Source organism: Actinacidiphila guanduensis, from assembly GCF_900103985.1.
Lineage (GTDB): Bacteria > Actinomycetota > Actinomycetes > Streptomycetales > Streptomycetaceae > Actinacidiphila > Actinacidiphila guanduensis.
Window position 1 is genome coordinate 604,373 of record NZ_FNIE01000003.1, and the last position, 15,739, is coordinate 620,111.

A 15,739-nucleotide genomic window follows, 5' to 3' on the forward strand; every position below is an offset into this window, starting at 1 on the left:
TCCCCGCGCCCCTATTACAGCTTGCCCTTTGCGCGCAAAGCGAGCCGATACCGCCCAAGGGCGCGCTGGGGGTACCTCCCAGGCGAAGCTCTGGAGGAGGAACTACGCGACCAGCCCAGGACCGGGCCGCAGCCGGCAACGGCGAGGTCCGGGCAAACGCGTACCCGAAAGGGGCGCGGGGAACTGCGCGGGAACTGGCCACCGGCCTTGCGACGGGATCGGACCCCCTGGGGCAGACGGGTTGCCGTTCTTGGGGGCGCGGGGAACTGCGCGAGCAACCGGCCACCGGCCCGCGGCCGGGAACGGCCAGGTGGGGGCAGACGCGACCCCGAAAGGGGCGCTGGGGGTACCTCCCAGGCGAAGCTCTGGCGGAGGAACTGCGCGACAAGCCAGGCACCGGGCCGCAGGCGGGGACGAGACAGGAACCCCCGCGGCGGGCAGCCGCACCGTAACAACAACAGCGCGGCTGTCGGCAACGAGACGGGAACCCCGGCGGTGGGATGCCGCCCTCGTACCGCGCAGGCGGAACCCCGTACCGCGCAGGCGGAACGCCGTGAGGGGTTGGGGGGACGTGTGGGCGGGAACCCCATAGGACCCGGAGGGTGTCCTCGGGGGTGGGAGCGGGGTGCGGCGGCGGGAGGGGAAGTGGCGGACACACGAAGGGCGTTGCGAGGGGACGACCGCGTCGAGGTGGAGCGTGTGCTGCGGCGCGTGGTCGCCGAGAGCACCGGCGGGGACGCGGCCCGGGCCCTGATGGACCGGGGACGGCGGCGGCTGGACGCGCTGGCCGGCCCGGCGGAGGCGGAGCACGAGGCGTACCGGGCGGCCCGGCAGGCGGGGGCGCCTGCCTCGGGCGTACCCGCCGTGGCCGCGGTGGTCGCCGCCGCGGTCTCGCTCGGCGTGGACTTCGGGCACGGCCTGTCCGCGGGCGCCGCGGTGGTGACGGGCGCGGCGACGGGCGCCGCCACCTTCGGCGCCGCGGCGCTGCGCGGCCGCGGCCGCAGGGCCCCGGACTCGGAGGCCGCGGTACGGGCGAGAGCGGCGTGGCTGGCCGCGGTGGAGCAGCGCGGCATCCGGCCGTTCGTGGCCGAGGCGACGGCCGCCGAACGCCCGCCGCAGCCGCCGGCGAAGCACCCCCAGCCGGTGAAGGAAGCGGCGAAGGCCCCGGTCCCGCCGCCGCGCCGCTCTGTCGGCGACCGCAGCGCGGCCGCCCGCACCCGCGCCCTGCTGGAGCAGTCCTTCACCCAACTGCCGGAGAGCCAGGGACCGTTCGCCGGACGCCGCGGCCACCTCGCGCAGATCGCCCAATGGGTGCACCAGGCCCGGGTGTCCACGGCGGTCCGCCCGACCGTGGTGCTGCTGCACGGCCCGGCGGGCAGTGGCCGCAGCACCCTGGCGGTGCGCGCGGCACGGCAGTTGAAGGACCAGTTCCGCGGCGCGTGCGTGGTGGACCTGCGCGGCGCGGGACCCGCGCCGCTGCCGGTGCGCGACGCGCTGCTGCACCTGCTCAACCGGCTGGGCGCCCCGCGCGACCAACTGCTGTTCCGGGAGCGGCAGAACCAGGAGCAGCACCTGCGCCGGCTGGCCGAGCAGTACCAGCAGCACCTGACCGGCGTGCCGGTGGTGATCGTCCTGGACGACGCGACCGACGCCGAGCAGGTGCGCCCGCTGGTGCCCGAGCGCTCCGAGAGCCTGGTGCTGGTCACCGCCCGCGAGCCTTTCGACCTGCGGTTGCCGAACGCCGTCGTGCACGCCCTGCCGGTGGGGCCGTTGGACCTGGACGACACCTTCGAGCTGCTGGGCGAGATCGCGGACGCGGCGGGCACCGACACGCCGCGGCCCGAAGAGGCCGAGCGGCTGCGGGAGTTGTGCGACGGGCTGCCGATCGCGCTGCGGATCTGCGCCTCGGGGCTGGCGCTGCACGGCGGCGCCACCGCACTCGCCGACGACATCGAGGTGTTCGGGCCGCGCGACGCCGTGGACCGGGTGCTGGCGCTGCGCTACCACGACCAGCCGGAGCCCGGCCGGCGGCTGCTGCGCCGCCTCGCCCTCGCCGGGCGGGCCAGTTTCGGCGCGGCCGCGGCGGCCGCCCTGATGGCCACCGACGAGCAGGAGGCGGGCCGCCGGCTGGCCGAACTCGCCGACGCCGGCCTGCTCGAGCACGTCCGCGGCAGCCGCTACCGCCCGCACGACCTGGTGCGCGCCTTCGCCGCCGAGCGGCTGCTGGACGAGGAGGACCCGGTCGAGCGGGCGGCGGCGCACGAGCGGCTCATCCGCTCCTACGCCGACCTCGCCAACACCGTGATCCGCCTGGTGGAGGGGAAGACCTCCACCCGGGCCGGCCGCTTCGGCCAGCACGGCTTCTCCTCGCTGGAGTCGGCGCTGCGCTGGCTGGACGAGGAGTCCAGCTTCATCACCGCGGCGCTGCGCGACACCCAGGGCGTCGAACCGGCCGCCGTTCAAGCCCTGTTGGGCGCGCTGTGCGACTACTGCCTGCTGCGCGGGGACCTCTACCGGCTGGGCGAGATCAGCGAGATGGCGCAGGCCCAGCAGGGCGACCGCTCCGGCGACGAGGACCGCTCGGTGCTGGTCCGCTCGGTGCAGTGGCGCACCGGCATCGCGGCCCGGCAGCTGGGCGAGCTGGACCGCTCGAAGTCCACCCTGAGCGCGGTGGTGGACCTGTACTTCGAGGCGCAGCACCCCTCGGGCGCCGCCCGCACCCTCAACAGCCTGGGCATCACCCTGCACCAGCAGGGCAACCTGCGTGAGGCGGAGGCCAGGCTGCGCGAGGCGCTGGAGATCCAGTCAGCGCCCGGCCTGGAGGAGGACCGGGCGTGGACGATGCACGCGCTGGGCGCGGTGCTGCGCGACGCCGGCCGGATCGGCCAGGCGCTGCCGCTGCTGCGCGAGTCCCTGGCGCTGCACCGGGAGAACGAGAGCGTGCAGGGCCAGGGCTGGGCGCACCTGCAACTCGGCCAGGCGTACCTGCAGTTGGGCATGGTGGAGGAGGGGGAGGCCGAACTGCGGGCGGCCGGGCAGGCGTACGCGCTGGCCCGCGACCCGCGCGGCACCGCCTGGACCCTCACCCAGCAGGCCCGCGCCCGGCTGCTGCGCGGCGAAGCACGGGAGGCGGCACGGGAGTTGGACGAGGCGGTGCAGCGGCACCGGGCCACCGAGGACGCCCGCGGCGAGGCGTGGACGCTGTACTACCTCGGGCACGCGCTGGAGGAGAGCGGCGGGACGGACGCGGCGCTGCGCACCCTGGAGCGGGCGCGCAGCATGTTCTCCCGGATGCGGGACGTCTACGGGCTGGCCTGCGCCCGGCACCACTCGGCGCGGGTCACCCGCGACCAGCGGGCGCAGCGCACCGGCAATCTGCGCAACAGCGGCTTCGCCCGCCAGCTGCTCCAGGACGCGCGGCAGGACTTCCGGCGGATCGGGGTGGACCACGGCGAGGCGTGGTCGTGCGTGGAGCTGGCGGTGATCGACGCGGGCAACGGGCGGCTGCTCGAAGCGCTCACCCTGCTGGACCAGGCGTACGACCTCTTCGACGGGCTCGGCGACCTGCGCGGCCGCGACTGGGCGGTCTTCCTGCGGGCGACGGTGCTGCCGCTGCTCGCGCCCGACCCGGCGACGCCCGACGGCGCGGCCCGCGCGAGCGCCGAACTCGCGGCGCTGCTGGCCGCGCCCCACCCCGCGCGGGACCCGGACCTCGCCGAGTACGCCGAGGCGTACGCCCTGCTGCTGGACCGGGGCTCGATCGTCCCCGGCTCCCCCTGGGAGGCCTGGCGGCTGGGCATGACCCCGGCCCGCGGCGCCCGCATGACGATGTCCGTCCCCGCGGTCTGACGCGCGGACGCAGGGCCGTTCCGGAGGCGGACGGGGACGGTGGGGGCGGCTCAGCGGCGGGGCGCGGGCGCCTTCCCGGCCTCCGCCGGTGGCGCCGGCTCCTCCTCGAAGTCGACCTGCTTCATGTGCTTGTTCATGCTCTTCATGAGGAACCAGACGCCGACCGCGAGGACGGCGAAGACCACGAACCCGAGGAGCCCCGGCGTCACCTTGTTCTCGTCCAGCTCCTTGGCGAGCGGGACGAGCTGGTGGAGGGCGTACGTGTCAGTCACGCCCTCCATTGTCGCTCAGCCCCCCGGCGATCTACGGCCGCCCCCGGCCGGGCTCAGCGCACGCCCGCGAACAGGTCGTCCTCGGGCAGGGAGACGTCCACCCGGGACTGCGCCAGCTCGTAGTCCTCGGTCGGCCAGACCTCGCGCTGCAGGTCCATCGGCACCCGGAACCAGCCGCCGTCGGGGTCGATCTGGGTGGCGTGCGCGAGCAGCGCCTTGTCCCGGATCTCGAAGTAGTCCGCGCACGGCACCCGGGTGGTGATCTGCCGCTCGGGCCGGTCGGACTCGTCCCACCGCTTGAGCCAGTCGCCGTACGGGGACTCCAGGCCGCGGGCGAGCAGCGCCTCGTGCAGGGCGACGGTCCGCTCCCGGTTGAAGCCCTGGTTGTAGTAGAGCTTCAGCGGCGTCCACGGCTCGCCGGCCTCGGGGTAGCGTTCGGGGTCCCCCGCGGCCTCGAACGCCACCATCGAGATCTTGTGCGTCATGATGTGGTCGGGGTGCGGGTAGCCCCCGTTCTCGTCGTACGTGGTGATGACGTGCGGGCGGAACTCGCGTACCAGGCGCACCAGGGCGCCCGCGGCGGTGTCCACGTCCTGCAGGCCGAAGCAGCCCTCGGGCAGCGGCGGCAGCGGGTCGCCCTCGGGCAGGCCGGAGTCGACGAAGCCGAGCCAGGCCTGGCGCACGCCCAGGATCTCCCGCGCCTCGTCCATCTCCTTGCGGCGCACCTCGTGGATGTGCTCCTCGATGTACGGGTCGCCCTGGAGCTTGGGGTTGAGCACGGAGCCGCGCTCCCCGCCGGTGCACGTGGCGACCAGGACGTCCACCCCCTCGGCCACGTACCGGGCCATGGTGGCCGCGCCCTTGCTCGACTCGTCGTCGGGATGGGCGTGAACGGCCATCAGTCGAAGCTTCTCTGTCAAGGCTGATCCCTTTGGCTCTACCGGGTCCATGCCGGTCTTCACGGCGGTCTCGACCCCCTCCCACGGCCGGTGGGGTCGCCTCCTATAGTGACGGGAGACGAGGGGCTTTCATTCCGCGGTTTCCGACCGGAAGGAACGATCATGACGGCCGTGCAGCCGGGTCCGGCGCCGTCCGTGCCCGAGGGCCGCTACGGGGGCGGGGCCGCCGCAGACGCCCGGGCGGACCGCAAGCTGCGGGCCGCCGCCATCGTACTGGGCTCGCTGACCGCGATCGCCGTGGTGTTCTTCGGGTGGCGGGCGCTGGACGCGAGCAGGATCAGCGCGCAGGTCGTCGCCTTCCAGGCCGTGTCGGACCAGTCGCTGGAGATCCACCTCGAGGTCGACAAGGGCAAGCACACCGACGCGGTGTGCACGGTGCGCTCCGAGGACGCGGACCACGACGAGGTCGGCCGTAAGACCGTCCGTATCACGCAGACCGGCTCCCACATCGACACGGTGATCACCCTCCGCACGACCGCCCGTGGCACGACGGGGGAACTCGTGGGCTGCTCCAAGGCCCACTGAGCGCACGTCGGTGGCGGGGTGTCCCCCGCCCAGCCCTCTTCGGCCGGCATCGGGACCACCCGCCGGTGCCCGCATCGGTGCGGTTGCCGGCGACGGGACAGGAACCCTCGCGGCGGGGAGCCGCACTCGCGACACAGCGGCCGCGCAATTGTTAGGCTCGTGGTTTCGCCCCCTGTGCCCTTGGCAATGGAATCCGTACCGGAGCGCGGGGAGCGTACCGTCCGCGGAAGGCCCGCAGGACAGGCACACGGCACCACATGTACCGACGAGGAGCACCTGTGACCCAGACCAGCGACAACGTCACCTGGCTCACCCAGGCGGCGTACGACCAGCTCAAGGCCGAGCTGGAGCAACTGTCTGGTCCGGCGCGCGCCGAGATCGTCGCCAAGATCGAGGAAGCCCGCCAGGAAGGCGATCTCAAGGAGAACGCCGGGTACCACGCGGCGCGCGAGGACCAGGGCAAGCTCGAGCTGCGCATCCGCCAGCTCACCCAGATCCTGGAGACCGCGAAGGTGGGCGAGGCGCCCGCCGACGACGGCGTGGTCGCCCCCGGCATGGTCGTCACCATCGCCTTCGACGGCGACCCGGACGACACGATGACCTTCCTGCTCGGCTCCCGCGAGGGCGTCGGCGGCGAGATCGACACGTACTCGCCGCAGTCCCCGCTCGGCAAGGGCGTCACCGGCAAGCGGACCGGCGAGGACGCCACCTACGAGCTGCCGAACGGCAAGACCGCCTCGGTGCGGATCCTCGACGTCAAGCCCTACACGGGCTGAGCCGAAACACGCCTCGAAGGGCCCCGTCCGCTTGGACGGGGCCCTTCCGTTTTCCCTCTGACCTGCGCTTTCGCCGAAGCCCGCAACCGGTACCAGAAAAGGAGTTGACGCGATATATCGCGTCTGCCATGCTCGCGTCCCATCGCGAGGACGCGTACCCGTGGCAGCACGGGTGCGCAACCCCGGCACCCGCGGAGCGATGAGTTCCGGCCGCGGGGCCGGTCGAAGAGGCACGAGCCGCGCCGAGCGGCCGGCCGGGAACGTTCGAGACGACGACAACGGGAGCCAAAGACATGCCGGGTGCTATCCATGCCGAGGGTCTGGTGAAGACCTTCGGCGATGTCAGGGCACTGGGGGGTGTGGACCTCGACGTGCCGGAGGGCACCGTGCTCGGCCTGCTCGGCCCCAACGGCGCGGGGAAGACCACCGCCGTGCGGGTGCTGACCACGCTGCTGCGCCCCGACAGCGGCACATGCACGGTCGCGGGGATCGACGTGCTCAAGCACCCCAACGAGGTGCGGCGGCACATCGGCCTGTCCGGCCAGTTCGCCGCGGTCGACGAGTACCTCACCGGCCGGGAGAACCTGGAGATGGTCGGCCGGCTGTACCAGCTGGACGCCAAGAGCGCCCGGCGGCGGGCCGAGGAGCTGCTGGAGCGCTTCAACCTCGCCGACGCCGCCAACCGCGTCTCCAAGACCTACTCCGGCGGCATGCGCCGCCGGCTCGACCTGGCCGCGGCGCTGGTGGTGAGCCCGCCGGTGATGTTCATGGACGAGCCGACCACCGGCCTCGACCCGCGCAACCGCCAGCAACTGTGGGAGGTGATCCAGGAACTGGTCGCCGGCGGCACCACCTTGCTGCTCACCACCCAGTACCTGGAGGAGGCCGACCACCTGGCGCACGACATCTGCGTCATCGACCACGGCCTGGTCATCGCCCGCGGCACCTCCGACGAGCTGAAGGCGCAGACCGGCGGCGAGCGCGTCGAGGTCGTCGTGCACGACCCGCAGCGGATCGCCGAGGCGTCCGAGGTGCTCGCCCGGCACGGCGAGGGGGATGCCTCCGTCGAGCGGCACACCCGGCGGATCACCGTCCCGGTCAGCGGCGGCGCCAAGCTGCTCGCCGAGGTGATCCGCGACCTGGACGCCCAGGGCATCGAGATCGACGACATCGGCCTGCGCCGCCCCACCCTGGACGACGTGTTCATCTCGCTCACCGGCCACGCCGCCGAAGCCACCGCCGAGTCCACCGGTCCCGAGGACGCCGAGCCCGCCGTACAGGAGGCAGCCAAGTGAGCGCCGTCACCGGCACCCCCCGCCCCACCCTCGCGCCGACCGCGCGCGGCGGCCTGCTCGGCTCCGCGCACGACTCGCTGGTCGTCGCCAAGCGCAACCTGCTGCGGATGATGCGCATCCCCGAGGTCGTCATCTTCGGCCTGTTCCAGCCGATCATGTTCGTGGTGCTCTTCAGCTACGTCTTCGGCGGCTCGGTGAACATCGGCGGCTCCTTCAGCGCCTCGGACTACCGCGAGTTCCTGATGGCCGGCATTTTCGCGCAGACCGTCACCTTCGCCACCGCGGGCGCCGGCGCCGGCATCGCCGATGACATGCACAAGGGCCTGATCGACCGGTTCCGCTCGCTGCCGATGTCCCGCGGCGCGGTGCTCACCGGCCGCACCCTGGCCGACCTGGTGCAGACCGCGATGACCGTGGTGGTGCTCGCCGTGGTCGGCGTCCTGGTCGGCTGGCGCATCCACCACGGCGTGCCGAAGATGTTCGCCGCCTTCGGGCTGCTGCTCCTGCTCGGCTACGCCTTCTCCTGGATCGGTGCGCTGATCGGCCTGTCGGTGCGCACCCCGGAGGCGGCCACCTCCGGCGGCCTGATCTGGCTGTTCCCGGTGACCTTCGTCTCCAACGCGTTCGTCTCGCCGGAGGGCATGACGCCCTGGCTGCGGCACGTCGCGGAGTGGAACCCCTTCAGCGCCACCGTGCAGGCGTGCCGCAAGCTGTTCGGCAACCCCGGTGTGGTGCCCTCCGACGCCTGGCCGATGGTGCACCCGGTGTGGGCGTCGCTGATCTGGTCGGTGGTGATCATCGCCGTCTTCCGCACGCTCGCCGTCCGCAAGTACCGCTCGGCGACGGCCTGACCGCGCCACGGCGGCCGGAGGGGGAAGGATGCAGGGGCCGCTGCCCGTCGGGGCGGCGGCCTCCGCGCATCTCAAGCCGCGCTCACCCGATGACCGTGTAGCCGGCGTCCTCCAGGGCCGCGGCCACCGACGCCCGGTGCTCGGGGCCCTTGGTCTCCAGGTGCAGTTCGACCTCGGCCTCGGTGAGGCCGAGCAGCGGGTCGGTGCGCACATGGCTGACGTCCAGCACATTGGCGTCCATGCCGGACAGCACGGCCAGCAGGGTCGCCAGCGCGCCCGGGCGGTCGGTCAGCCGCAGCCGCAGGGAGAGGTAGCGGCCGGCCGCGGACATGCCGTGCCGCAGAATGCGCTGCATCAGCAGCGGGTCGACGTTCCCGCCGGACAGCAGCGCCACCAGCGGCCCCTCGAAGTCGCCGGGCGCGCTCAGCAGCGCGGCCACCGGGCTCGCCCCGGCCGGCTCCACCACGAGCTTGGCCCGCTCCAGGCAGAGCAGCAGCGCCGAGGACAGGGCGTCCTCCGAGACGGTGACCACGTCGTCGACGAGGTCCTTGATCAGCGCGAACGGCACGTCGCCGGGGCGGCCGACCATGATGCCGTCGGCCATGGTGGCCACCGCGTCCAGCGCCAGCGGGCGGCCGACGGCGAGCGAGGGCGGGTAGGCGGCCGCGCCCGCCGCCTGCACGCCGACGATCCGCACGTCCGGCCGCAGCGCCTTGACCGCGACCGCGATGCCCGCGGCGAGCCCGCCCCCGCCGATGCCGACCACGATGGTCCGCACCTCGGGGCACTGCTCCAGGATCTCCAGCCCCACGGTGCCCTGACCGGCGATGATGTCCTCGTGGTCGAAGGGGTGGATGAAGACCGCGCCGGTCTCCTCGGCGTACTCGATCGCGGCCCGCAGCGTCTCGTCCACCACCGCGCCGGCCAGCCGCACCTCGGCGCCGTACTCGCGGGTGGCGGCTATCTTCGGCAGCGGGGCGCCGACCGGCATGAAGACGGTGGAGCGGACCCCGAGCAGCGAGGCGGCGAGCGCGACGCCCTGGGCGTGGTTGCCCGCGCTGGCCGCGACGACCCCGGCCGCGCGCTCCTCCGGCCGCAGCGCGGCGATGCGCACGTAGGCGCCGCGGATCTTGAACGAGCCGGTGCGCTGGAGGTTCTCGCACTTCAGGTGCACCGGCGCCCCGACCAGCGACGACAGGTGCCGCGAGGTCTCCATGGGGGTGATCCGGGCGACCCCGGAGAGCATCTTGTGCGCCCCGCGGACGTCGTCGAGGGTGATCCTCCGGGGTGGCGTGTTGTCCATGGGCACAGTGTCGCAGCCCCCCGCGGCTCCCGCCCGGGCCCGGCCCCGGCGGGAGCGGCGGCGGGAACTCACCGAGAAGCACCCCGCCGGCACCGGGTCCGCGTACTCTTCTCCCAACCTCCCGCCAGGTCCCAGCCACAAGACACCTTCGCGCCAACCCTCACCGGCCCGACGACAGAACGCGAGCTTCCAGGCCATGTCCAACCCTCCGGAGACCTCGACCGAACTCCTCGAGCGCCTCCAGCACCAGGTCGCCCTCTTCGCCCGACGTGCCGAGCAGACCAGACTCGGCGGCGTCGGCAGAGCCCGCAACTCCATGGACCGCGCCGCCTACCTGCTGCTCAACCGCCTCGACCATGAGGGGCCGATGGGCGTCAAGGCGCTGGCCGAGGCCATGGGCATCGACTCCTCCACAGTGACCCGGCAGGTCGCGCCGCTGGTCGACACCGGGCTGGTGAAGCGGACCTCGCACCCCGAGGACGGGCGGGCGGTGGTCCTCGCGCTGTCCCCGCGCGGCCGCGGCCGGCTGGAGGAGGTACGCACCTCCCGCCGCCAGTTGATGGCCGAGGTGACCGAGGACTGGTCCCCCCAGGAGCGCGAGGTCTTCACCGACCTGCTGGTCCGCTTCAACAGCGCGCTCGCCGACTGGCACGCGGGCCTGCGCGAGGACACCGAGTCGAGCCCGGTGGGCCGCGGCGCCTGAACGGCGCCCGCCGGCCGGGGTGCAGGCGCCTCGCGGTGGCAGGGGCGGCGGCGAACGGCGTACCGGCCGGTGCGAACGGCGGAGCCGGTACGGGCGGAGCCCCGCGGTGGCCGGGACGGCGGCCGAACGTCGAGCGGTGGCCGAGTCGGCCCGGCGGCAGAGCCGGTACGGGCCGGAACTCCGCAGCTGACCGCGGGTGACAGCCGGCACCACCCGGCAACGGAGCCGGTACGGCGCGGGGGCTCCTTGCGGCGGCCGGGACAGCGGGGCGGCCCGACCGCGAGCGGCCGGCTCGGCGCGGCGGCGGTGCCCCTGCGGGCACGGGCGGGCCGGGCGGCGGGGCAAGGGGTGCAGAACCCTTGACCTGGCGGCTCCGGTGCCGTGCCATGGGGGCGTGGGCAGGCGCCGGGAGGCAGCGGAGACCCGCAGGGACGCCGAGTTCGCGGCGTTCGTCGCGGGTGCGGGCGGGCGCCTGCTGCACTCCGCCACTCTGCTCACAGGGGACCCGGCAGCCGCCGAGCGGCTGCTGCTGCCGACGTTGGCCGCCGTGCACGCGGGCTGGCTGCGGATGCGGGGCGAGGACCCCTACGAGCTGGCCCGTCGCGAGCTGTTCCGCCGCTTCGTCCACCGGCCCTGGTGGCGCCGCCCGCACGGCGGCGTACTGGACGGGCTCTCGCCGCAGGAGCGGACCGTGGTGACCCTGCGGTTCTTCGAGGGCGTCGCCGAGGAGCAGGCCGCGGCCCAACTGGGCCTGCCCGAGGACCGGGTGCGGGCCATCGCCGCACGGGCGACGGCCGCGCTGCGCAGCGCGGCCCCACGGCCGAACCGCCCCGCCCCGCTCGGCGCCACCCGGGCGGTGCCGCGATGAGCCCGCCGAACCGCCGCGACGACGAGATCCGCCGCATGCTCGACACCCCGCACCCGCTGCTGCCCGCGGGCCTGGCCGCGGCCGCCACCGCCCGCGGCCACCGCATCCTGCGCCGCCGCCGCGCCGTGCACGCAGCCCTGTGGACGTTGCTGCTGGCCGCGGTGGTCACTGCGATCGTCCTGGCCGCCCTGATGTGGCCGTCCTCCCCTCCCCCGGCCGAGCCCGGCACCTGGTGGCCCCCGCAGAACTGACCCGACCGGCCCCGAGCCGCGGGATGCACCGGAAACGCCGCTGCCGGGCGGCCTCGACAGGGCGCCCGGCAGCGGGGGTTCGGTGGAAGGGCCGCAGGGCCCCGGGGTCAGTGCCTGGTCACGTGGAAGGTGACCGGCAGGGCGGGCAGGGGGTAGGGGGTGGTGCTGCCGAAGGTCAGGGCGGCCGTGTGGTCGCCGGGCGCGGTGGCCTTGGCGTCGAAGGAGACCGTGAGTGTCGTGCTCGCGCCCGGGCGCAGGGTGAGGCGCTGGGTGCGCTCACCGAGCCAGGGCACGTCCGTCGCCGTGTCGACGCCGAAGCCGGGGAGCGCCTCGACGGCCGTGGTGGGCGTGACCCCGCCGGTGGAGCCGCCGGCCTTGTAGAAGCCGAGGGCGCCGCCGCCGCGGTAGGTGGGCGTGGTGGCGTTGGGCAGGGCGGACCAGGTGCCGGCCGCGGGGTCGTAGGCGAAGCCCTGGTTGGTGACCGCGTCGCCGTCGACACCGCCGGAGACCAGCAGTTGGCCGTTCGCCGCGGCGTAGGCCGAGCCCCACAGCGGCAGCGGGATGTCCGGCAGCGCGGACCAGGCGTCGGCCGCCGGGTCGTAGACGTAGGCGTGCTGGACGTCGCCGCCGTCGGTGACGCCGCCGGCGCAGTACAGCTTGCCGCCGATGCCCGCGCAGGAGGTCCAGGAGACGGGCTCGGGGTAGGGCGCGGCCTGCGTCCAGCTGTCGGTGGCCGGGTCGTAGGCGCTCACGTCGGTGGTGCCGCAGGCGATGTCGCAGCCGCCGACGAGGTAGAGCTTCCCGTCCAGGACGGCGCTGCCGGCGCCGGCGTGCGGGCGGGGCTCGTCCGCGCCGGTGGTCCAGGTGTTGCTCGCGGTGTCGTAGACCTCAAGCTTGGGGTCGGGGTTGCCGTCGGTGCCCCAGCCGCCGGCGATGTAGAGCCGGTCGCCGACGAAGCCGTGGCCGGGGGCCTGGCGCGGGTCCTGGGCGGAGGCGAGGTGGGTCCAGGCGCCGGCCGCCGGGTCCAGGACGTAGAGGTCGGAGAAGGTGCCCTCGCCGTTGAAGGTCAGGCCCACGTCGCCGAAGGACGAGTAGAGCTTGCCGTCGTGGCTGTCGAGGGCGTTGTCCATCACGGCCACGGGCAGCGCGGGGGCGCTCTGCCAGGGGTCGGCGGCGGGTACGGCCGCCGGCTCGGCCGCGGTGGTGGTCGACGTGGTGGTCGACGTGGTGGTCGACGTGGTGGTCGGGGGTCCAGCCTGCGGCCGGATGAAGCCGGTCGGGTGGTCGCCGGTGACGCGCCGCACCGGGGCGCCGGCCGGGGCGTCGGGCCGGGCGCCCGCGGCCTGCTCGCCGACGGTGAGGGTGGCCGTCGCGGTCCCGGTGTTGGTGATCCGCACCTGCCGGGTGGTGTGCCGGCCCTGGGCGGCGGTGGCGTCGAGGGTGCCGGGGGTGATCCGCAGCCGCCCGGCGGCCAACCGGTAGGAGGCGGCCACGGTGCTGTTGCCGCGTACCTTCACCGTCTCGGCCGCGGTGGAGTAGTGGAACTTGGCCGCGGTCAGCCGGTGGCTGCCGGCGCCGGGGACGAACAGCGAGTAGTGGCCGTCCGGGAGGCCGGGGTCGTCGGGGGTGCGGACGGTGGGCGCCTGCACGGAGGGGTCGGCGTGGTCGGCGACGGTGGCGTCCACCGCGCCCTGGCCGGTGTTGGCGTCGCTGACGGTGCCGGTGACCAGGCCGCCGGGGACCGGCAGGTAGTCGCGCTGTCCGACGAAGACGTTGTCGAGTCCCCAGTACCAGCCGCCGTTGGCGACGTAGTGGAACCGCAATTGGACGGCGGACTTGCCGGCGTAGGCGGCGAGCGGGATGTCGAGGTGGTCGTCGGTGGCGATGTAGGTGTTGCCGCTGAGGTCCGGCGTCCAGACGCTGTTCCAGGTGGCGCCACCGTCGTCGGAGGCGTCGATGCCGAAGGACTCGTAGGTGGGGTTGATCGTCCACATGGTGTCGAAGGCGACTTCGGGCGTGGTGTCGGCGGAGAAGTCGAACACCGGGCTGATCAGCGAGGTGTCCACGTGGCTGCCGAAGCCCCAGTGATTGCTGTCGGCGATGGCGAACCCGCCGGTGCCGCCGGTCTCGTTGGTCCGGCCGCCCGGGTCGTCGAACTGCCATCCGCCGTCGGTGTCCGGGGCGTTGGCGACGGTCCAGCCGTCCGGCGCGGACGTGGTGGAGTCGAAGGGCGTGGTGGGCCCGGTGAGGCCGAGGCGGTAGCCGGGGGCGGTGGCGGTCCAGGGGTTCGCGGTCATCGGCACGTCGGCTCGCACGGAGGCGCGGGCGACGTGGATGTCCTTCGTGACGGCGTCGTAGCCGGGCGCGTCGGCCGCGAAGTGCAGGGTGTAGTCACTGTTCTGAGGGAGCGTCAGCCGGTAGGCGCCGGTGACGGGGTCGGTGAAGGCCGCGTTGGGGTTGCCGTCCACCGTGATCTTCGCGTACAGCGGCCAGTCGTGGCCCGAGCCGTCCGCCACCGTGCCCGAGACGGTCTCGCTGGGCAGTTGCCGCAGCGCGAAGTCCTTCGTGGCGGTGGCGCCTTGGGTGACGGTGACGCCCGAGGCGGTGCCGTCGGCGTAGCCGAAGGCGGTCACCTTCAGGTCCTGGCGGCCGGCCGGCAGGGTCAGGGTGTAGCGGCCCTGGGCGTCGGTGCGCGCCACATCGGTGCCGTCGCTGACGACCGCGCCCGCCAGCGCCTTGCCGCTCGCCCGGTCGGTGACCGTGCCGGTCAGCTGCCCGTGCGGGCCGGTGCGGAAGGCCTGCAGGCCGGCGGGGGTTCCCAGGCCGGTGGGGCCGTCGTAGCCGGCGGCGCCGTGGCACAGGTAGGAGGGCGAGCAGTCGCCGTTGCTGCCGCCGCTGACGTCGTTCAGGCCCGTACCGGCGGCGTACGGGTAGGAGTTGGGGTACGTGCCGGCGGCGGGGGCGGCGGCGTCCGCGTACACCCCGGCGATGATCGGCGAGGAGACGCTGGTGCCGCCGTACAGGGACCAGCCGCCCGCGCCGAAGGTCTGGTACACGGCCACGCCCGTCGCCGGGTCGGCCACCGCGGAGACGTCCGCGACCGTACGGTCGGCGCAGCCGGTGTCGGTCTGGAAGGCGGGCTTGGGCTCGTACAGCGAGCAGCCCGAGCCGGCCTCGTTCCACGCCGACTCGCTCCAGCCGCGGGCGGCCGAGGGGTCGCGCACCAGCGAGGTGCCGCCGACCGAGGTCACGTACGGGGAAGCCGCCGGGTAGGAGACGCCGTAGCCGTAGTCGCCGGAGGAGGCCACGATCGCCACGCCCGGGTGGTCGTAGTACGGGTCGAGCGCGGTGGTCTGCGAGGGGTCCTCGCCGCTGCCGAACCGGTAGTCGGTGCCGTAGGAGTTGGAGACGTACTGGGCGCCGAGCGCGACCGCCTCGTCCACGGCGGCGCCGAGTGCGGTGTCGCTGGAGTCGTCGGCCTCCACCAGCAGGATGCGGGCGTCGGGGGCGATGGCCGAGACCATGTCCAGGTCGAGGGAGATCTCGCCGGCCCAGCCGCTGTCGGGCGCCGGGTAGCCGGTGCCGCCGCGCTGGTCGGCCTTGCGGAAGCAGCCGTTGCCGGTGGTGCAGGCCGGCAGGCCGTACTGCTGCCGGTAGACGGCGAGGTCGGCCTCGGCGGTCGGGTCGTCGTAGGCGTCGACGATGGCGACGGTGCGGCCCGCGCCGCCGTCGGCCGGCAGGCCGTAGGCGCTCTGCAGGTCGGCCGGGCCGAAGCCGGTCGGCGCGGCGAGCGCCGGGCGCAGCCCCTTGGCGGAGCCGACATCGGTGCGCCGCAGCGCGAAGCAGGAGAACTCACCGGGCCCGGCGGCGTCGCAGGTGCGCTCGAAGGCGCCCTTGGGGGCATCGGCGGTGGTGGACGAAGCGGCGGAAACGTCGGAGGACGCGGCGGTGGCCGGCCGGGCCGAGGCGGTCGGCGCCGACAGCCCCAGGACGGCAATCGCCGCCGCGCCGAGAGCGGCCACGACGGCGGAACCACGCCGGCCGCCGGCCGGTATGCGTGCACGTAACACCCGCAACGGAGGACTCC

Annotated in this window: 12 protein-coding genes; 8 read left to right on the forward strand and 4 right to left on the reverse strand. The window is 74.3% G+C overall.

What is annotated here, in order from left to right; all coding sequences use genetic code 11:
* Positions 1 to 645 precede the first annotated feature (645 nt).
* Positions 646 to 3,849, forward strand: coding sequence for a tetratricopeptide repeat protein (locus tag BLR33_RS08910; protein ID WP_245771271.1), 3,204 nt, complete (start codon positions 646 to 648; stop codon positions 3,847 to 3,849).
* A 50-nt stretch (positions 3,850 to 3,899) separates the two neighbouring features.
* On the opposite strand, the gene BLR33_RS08915 is transcribed toward BLR33_RS08910, so the two are convergent.
* Both BLR33_RS08915 and mca read right to left on the reverse strand, forming a co-directional pair.
* Positions 3,900 to 4,130, reverse strand: a complete 231-nt coding sequence (locus BLR33_RS08915) for a hypothetical protein (RefSeq protein WP_093783726.1) — start codon at positions 4,128 to 4,130, stop codon at positions 3,900 to 3,902.
* Positions 4,131 to 4,174: 44 nt separating this feature from the next.
* Positions 4,175 to 5,041 (reverse strand): mycothiol conjugate amidase Mca, encoded by an 867-nt coding sequence (mca, locus tag BLR33_RS08920; RefSeq protein ID WP_093783727.1) that lies wholly within the window; start codon positions 5,039 to 5,041, stop codon positions 4,175 to 4,177.
* Between the two features lie 141 nt (positions 5,042 to 5,182).
* Here mca and BLR33_RS08925 point away from each other — a divergent pair, with 141 nt between their 5' ends.
* From BLR33_RS08925 to BLR33_RS08940, 4 genes are all read left to right on the forward strand, one after another.
* Positions 5,183 to 5,605 carry a DUF4307 domain-containing protein gene (locus BLR33_RS08925; RefSeq protein ID WP_093783728.1) on the forward strand — a complete coding sequence of 141 codons (423 nt, stop codon included), beginning with the start codon at positions 5,183 to 5,185 and terminating at the stop codon, positions 5,603 to 5,605.
* Between the two features lie 278 nt (positions 5,606 to 5,883).
* Positions 5,884 to 6,381 (forward strand): transcription elongation factor GreA, encoded by a 498-nt coding sequence (gene greA, locus BLR33_RS08930; RefSeq protein WP_093783729.1) that lies wholly within the window; start codon positions 5,884 to 5,886, stop codon positions 6,379 to 6,381.
* Between the two features lie 293 nt (positions 6,382 to 6,674).
* Positions 6,675 to 7,676 (forward strand): ATP-binding cassette domain-containing protein, encoded by a 1,002-nt coding sequence (locus BLR33_RS08935; RefSeq protein WP_093783730.1) that lies wholly within the window; start codon positions 6,675 to 6,677, stop codon positions 7,674 to 7,676.
* Entirely contained in the window at positions 7,673 to 8,527 is an 855-nt protein-coding gene (locus tag BLR33_RS08940; protein WP_093783731.1) for an ABC transporter permease, read from the forward strand. Before BLR33_RS08935 ends, BLR33_RS08940 begins: the two co-directional genes overlap by 4 nt.
* A gap of 82 nt (positions 8,528 to 8,609) precedes the next feature.
* On the opposite strand, the gene ilvA is transcribed toward BLR33_RS08940, so the two are convergent.
* Entirely contained in the window at positions 8,610 to 9,830 is a 1,221-nt protein-coding gene (ilvA, locus tag BLR33_RS08945; protein ID WP_093783732.1) for a threonine ammonia-lyase, read from the reverse strand.
* Positions 9,831 to 10,026: 196 nt separating this feature from the next.
* On the opposite strand from ilvA, the gene BLR33_RS08950 reads away from it, so the two are divergent.
* The 3 genes from BLR33_RS08950 to BLR33_RS08960 all read left to right on the forward strand — a co-directional run bounded on the left by BLR33_RS08950 (position 10,027) and on the right by BLR33_RS08960 (position 11,652).
* The gene (locus BLR33_RS08950) at positions 10,027 to 10,533 is read left to right on the forward strand and encodes a MarR family winged helix-turn-helix transcriptional regulator (protein WP_093783733.1); all 507 of its coding nucleotides are present in this window, start codon (positions 10,027 to 10,029) and stop codon (positions 10,531 to 10,533) included.
* Positions 10,534 to 10,927: 394 nt separating this feature from the next.
* Positions 10,928 to 11,401 carry a sigma factor-like helix-turn-helix DNA-binding protein gene (locus BLR33_RS08955; protein WP_093783734.1) on the forward strand — a complete coding sequence of 158 codons (474 nt, stop codon included), beginning with the start codon at positions 10,928 to 10,930 and terminating at the stop codon, positions 11,399 to 11,401.
* Positions 11,398 to 11,652, forward strand: coding sequence for a hypothetical protein (locus BLR33_RS08960; protein ID WP_093783735.1), 255 nt, complete (start codon positions 11,398 to 11,400; stop codon positions 11,650 to 11,652). Before BLR33_RS08955 ends, BLR33_RS08960 begins: the two co-directional genes overlap by 4 nt.
* A gap of 107 nt (positions 11,653 to 11,759) precedes the next feature.
* On the opposite strand, the gene BLR33_RS08965 is transcribed toward BLR33_RS08960, so the two are convergent.
* Positions 11,760 to 15,674, reverse strand: coding sequence for a Kelch repeat-containing protein (locus BLR33_RS08965; RefSeq protein ID WP_265737022.1), 3,915 nt, complete (start codon positions 15,672 to 15,674; stop codon positions 11,760 to 11,762).
* Positions 15,675 to 15,739: the final 65 nt, after the last annotated feature.

What these genes read in the sequence shown, in the direction of transcription:
- BLR33_RS08935 (WP_093783730.1), top strand. Translation starts at nt 6,675, where the DNA reads ATGCCGGGTGCTATCCATGCCGAGGGTCTGGTGAAGACCTTCGGCGAT.
- BLR33_RS08915 (WP_093783726.1), bottom strand. Translation starts at nt 4,130, where the DNA reads ATGGAGGGCGTGACTGACACGTACGCCCTCCACCAGCTCGTCCCGCTC.
- ilvA (WP_093783732.1), bottom strand. Translation starts at nt 9,830, where the DNA reads ATGGACAACACGCCACCCCGGAGGATCACCCTCGACGACGTCCGCGGG.
- BLR33_RS08950 (WP_093783733.1), top strand. Translation starts at nt 10,027, where the DNA reads ATGTCCAACCCTCCGGAGACCTCGACCGAACTCCTCGAGCGCCTCCAG.
- BLR33_RS08960 (WP_093783735.1), top strand. Translation starts at nt 11,398, where the DNA reads ATGAGCCCGCCGAACCGCCGCGACGACGAGATCCGCCGCATGCTCGAC.
- BLR33_RS08925 (WP_093783728.1), top strand. Translation starts at nt 5,183, where the DNA reads ATGACGGCCGTGCAGCCGGGTCCGGCGCCGTCCGTGCCCGAGGGCCGC.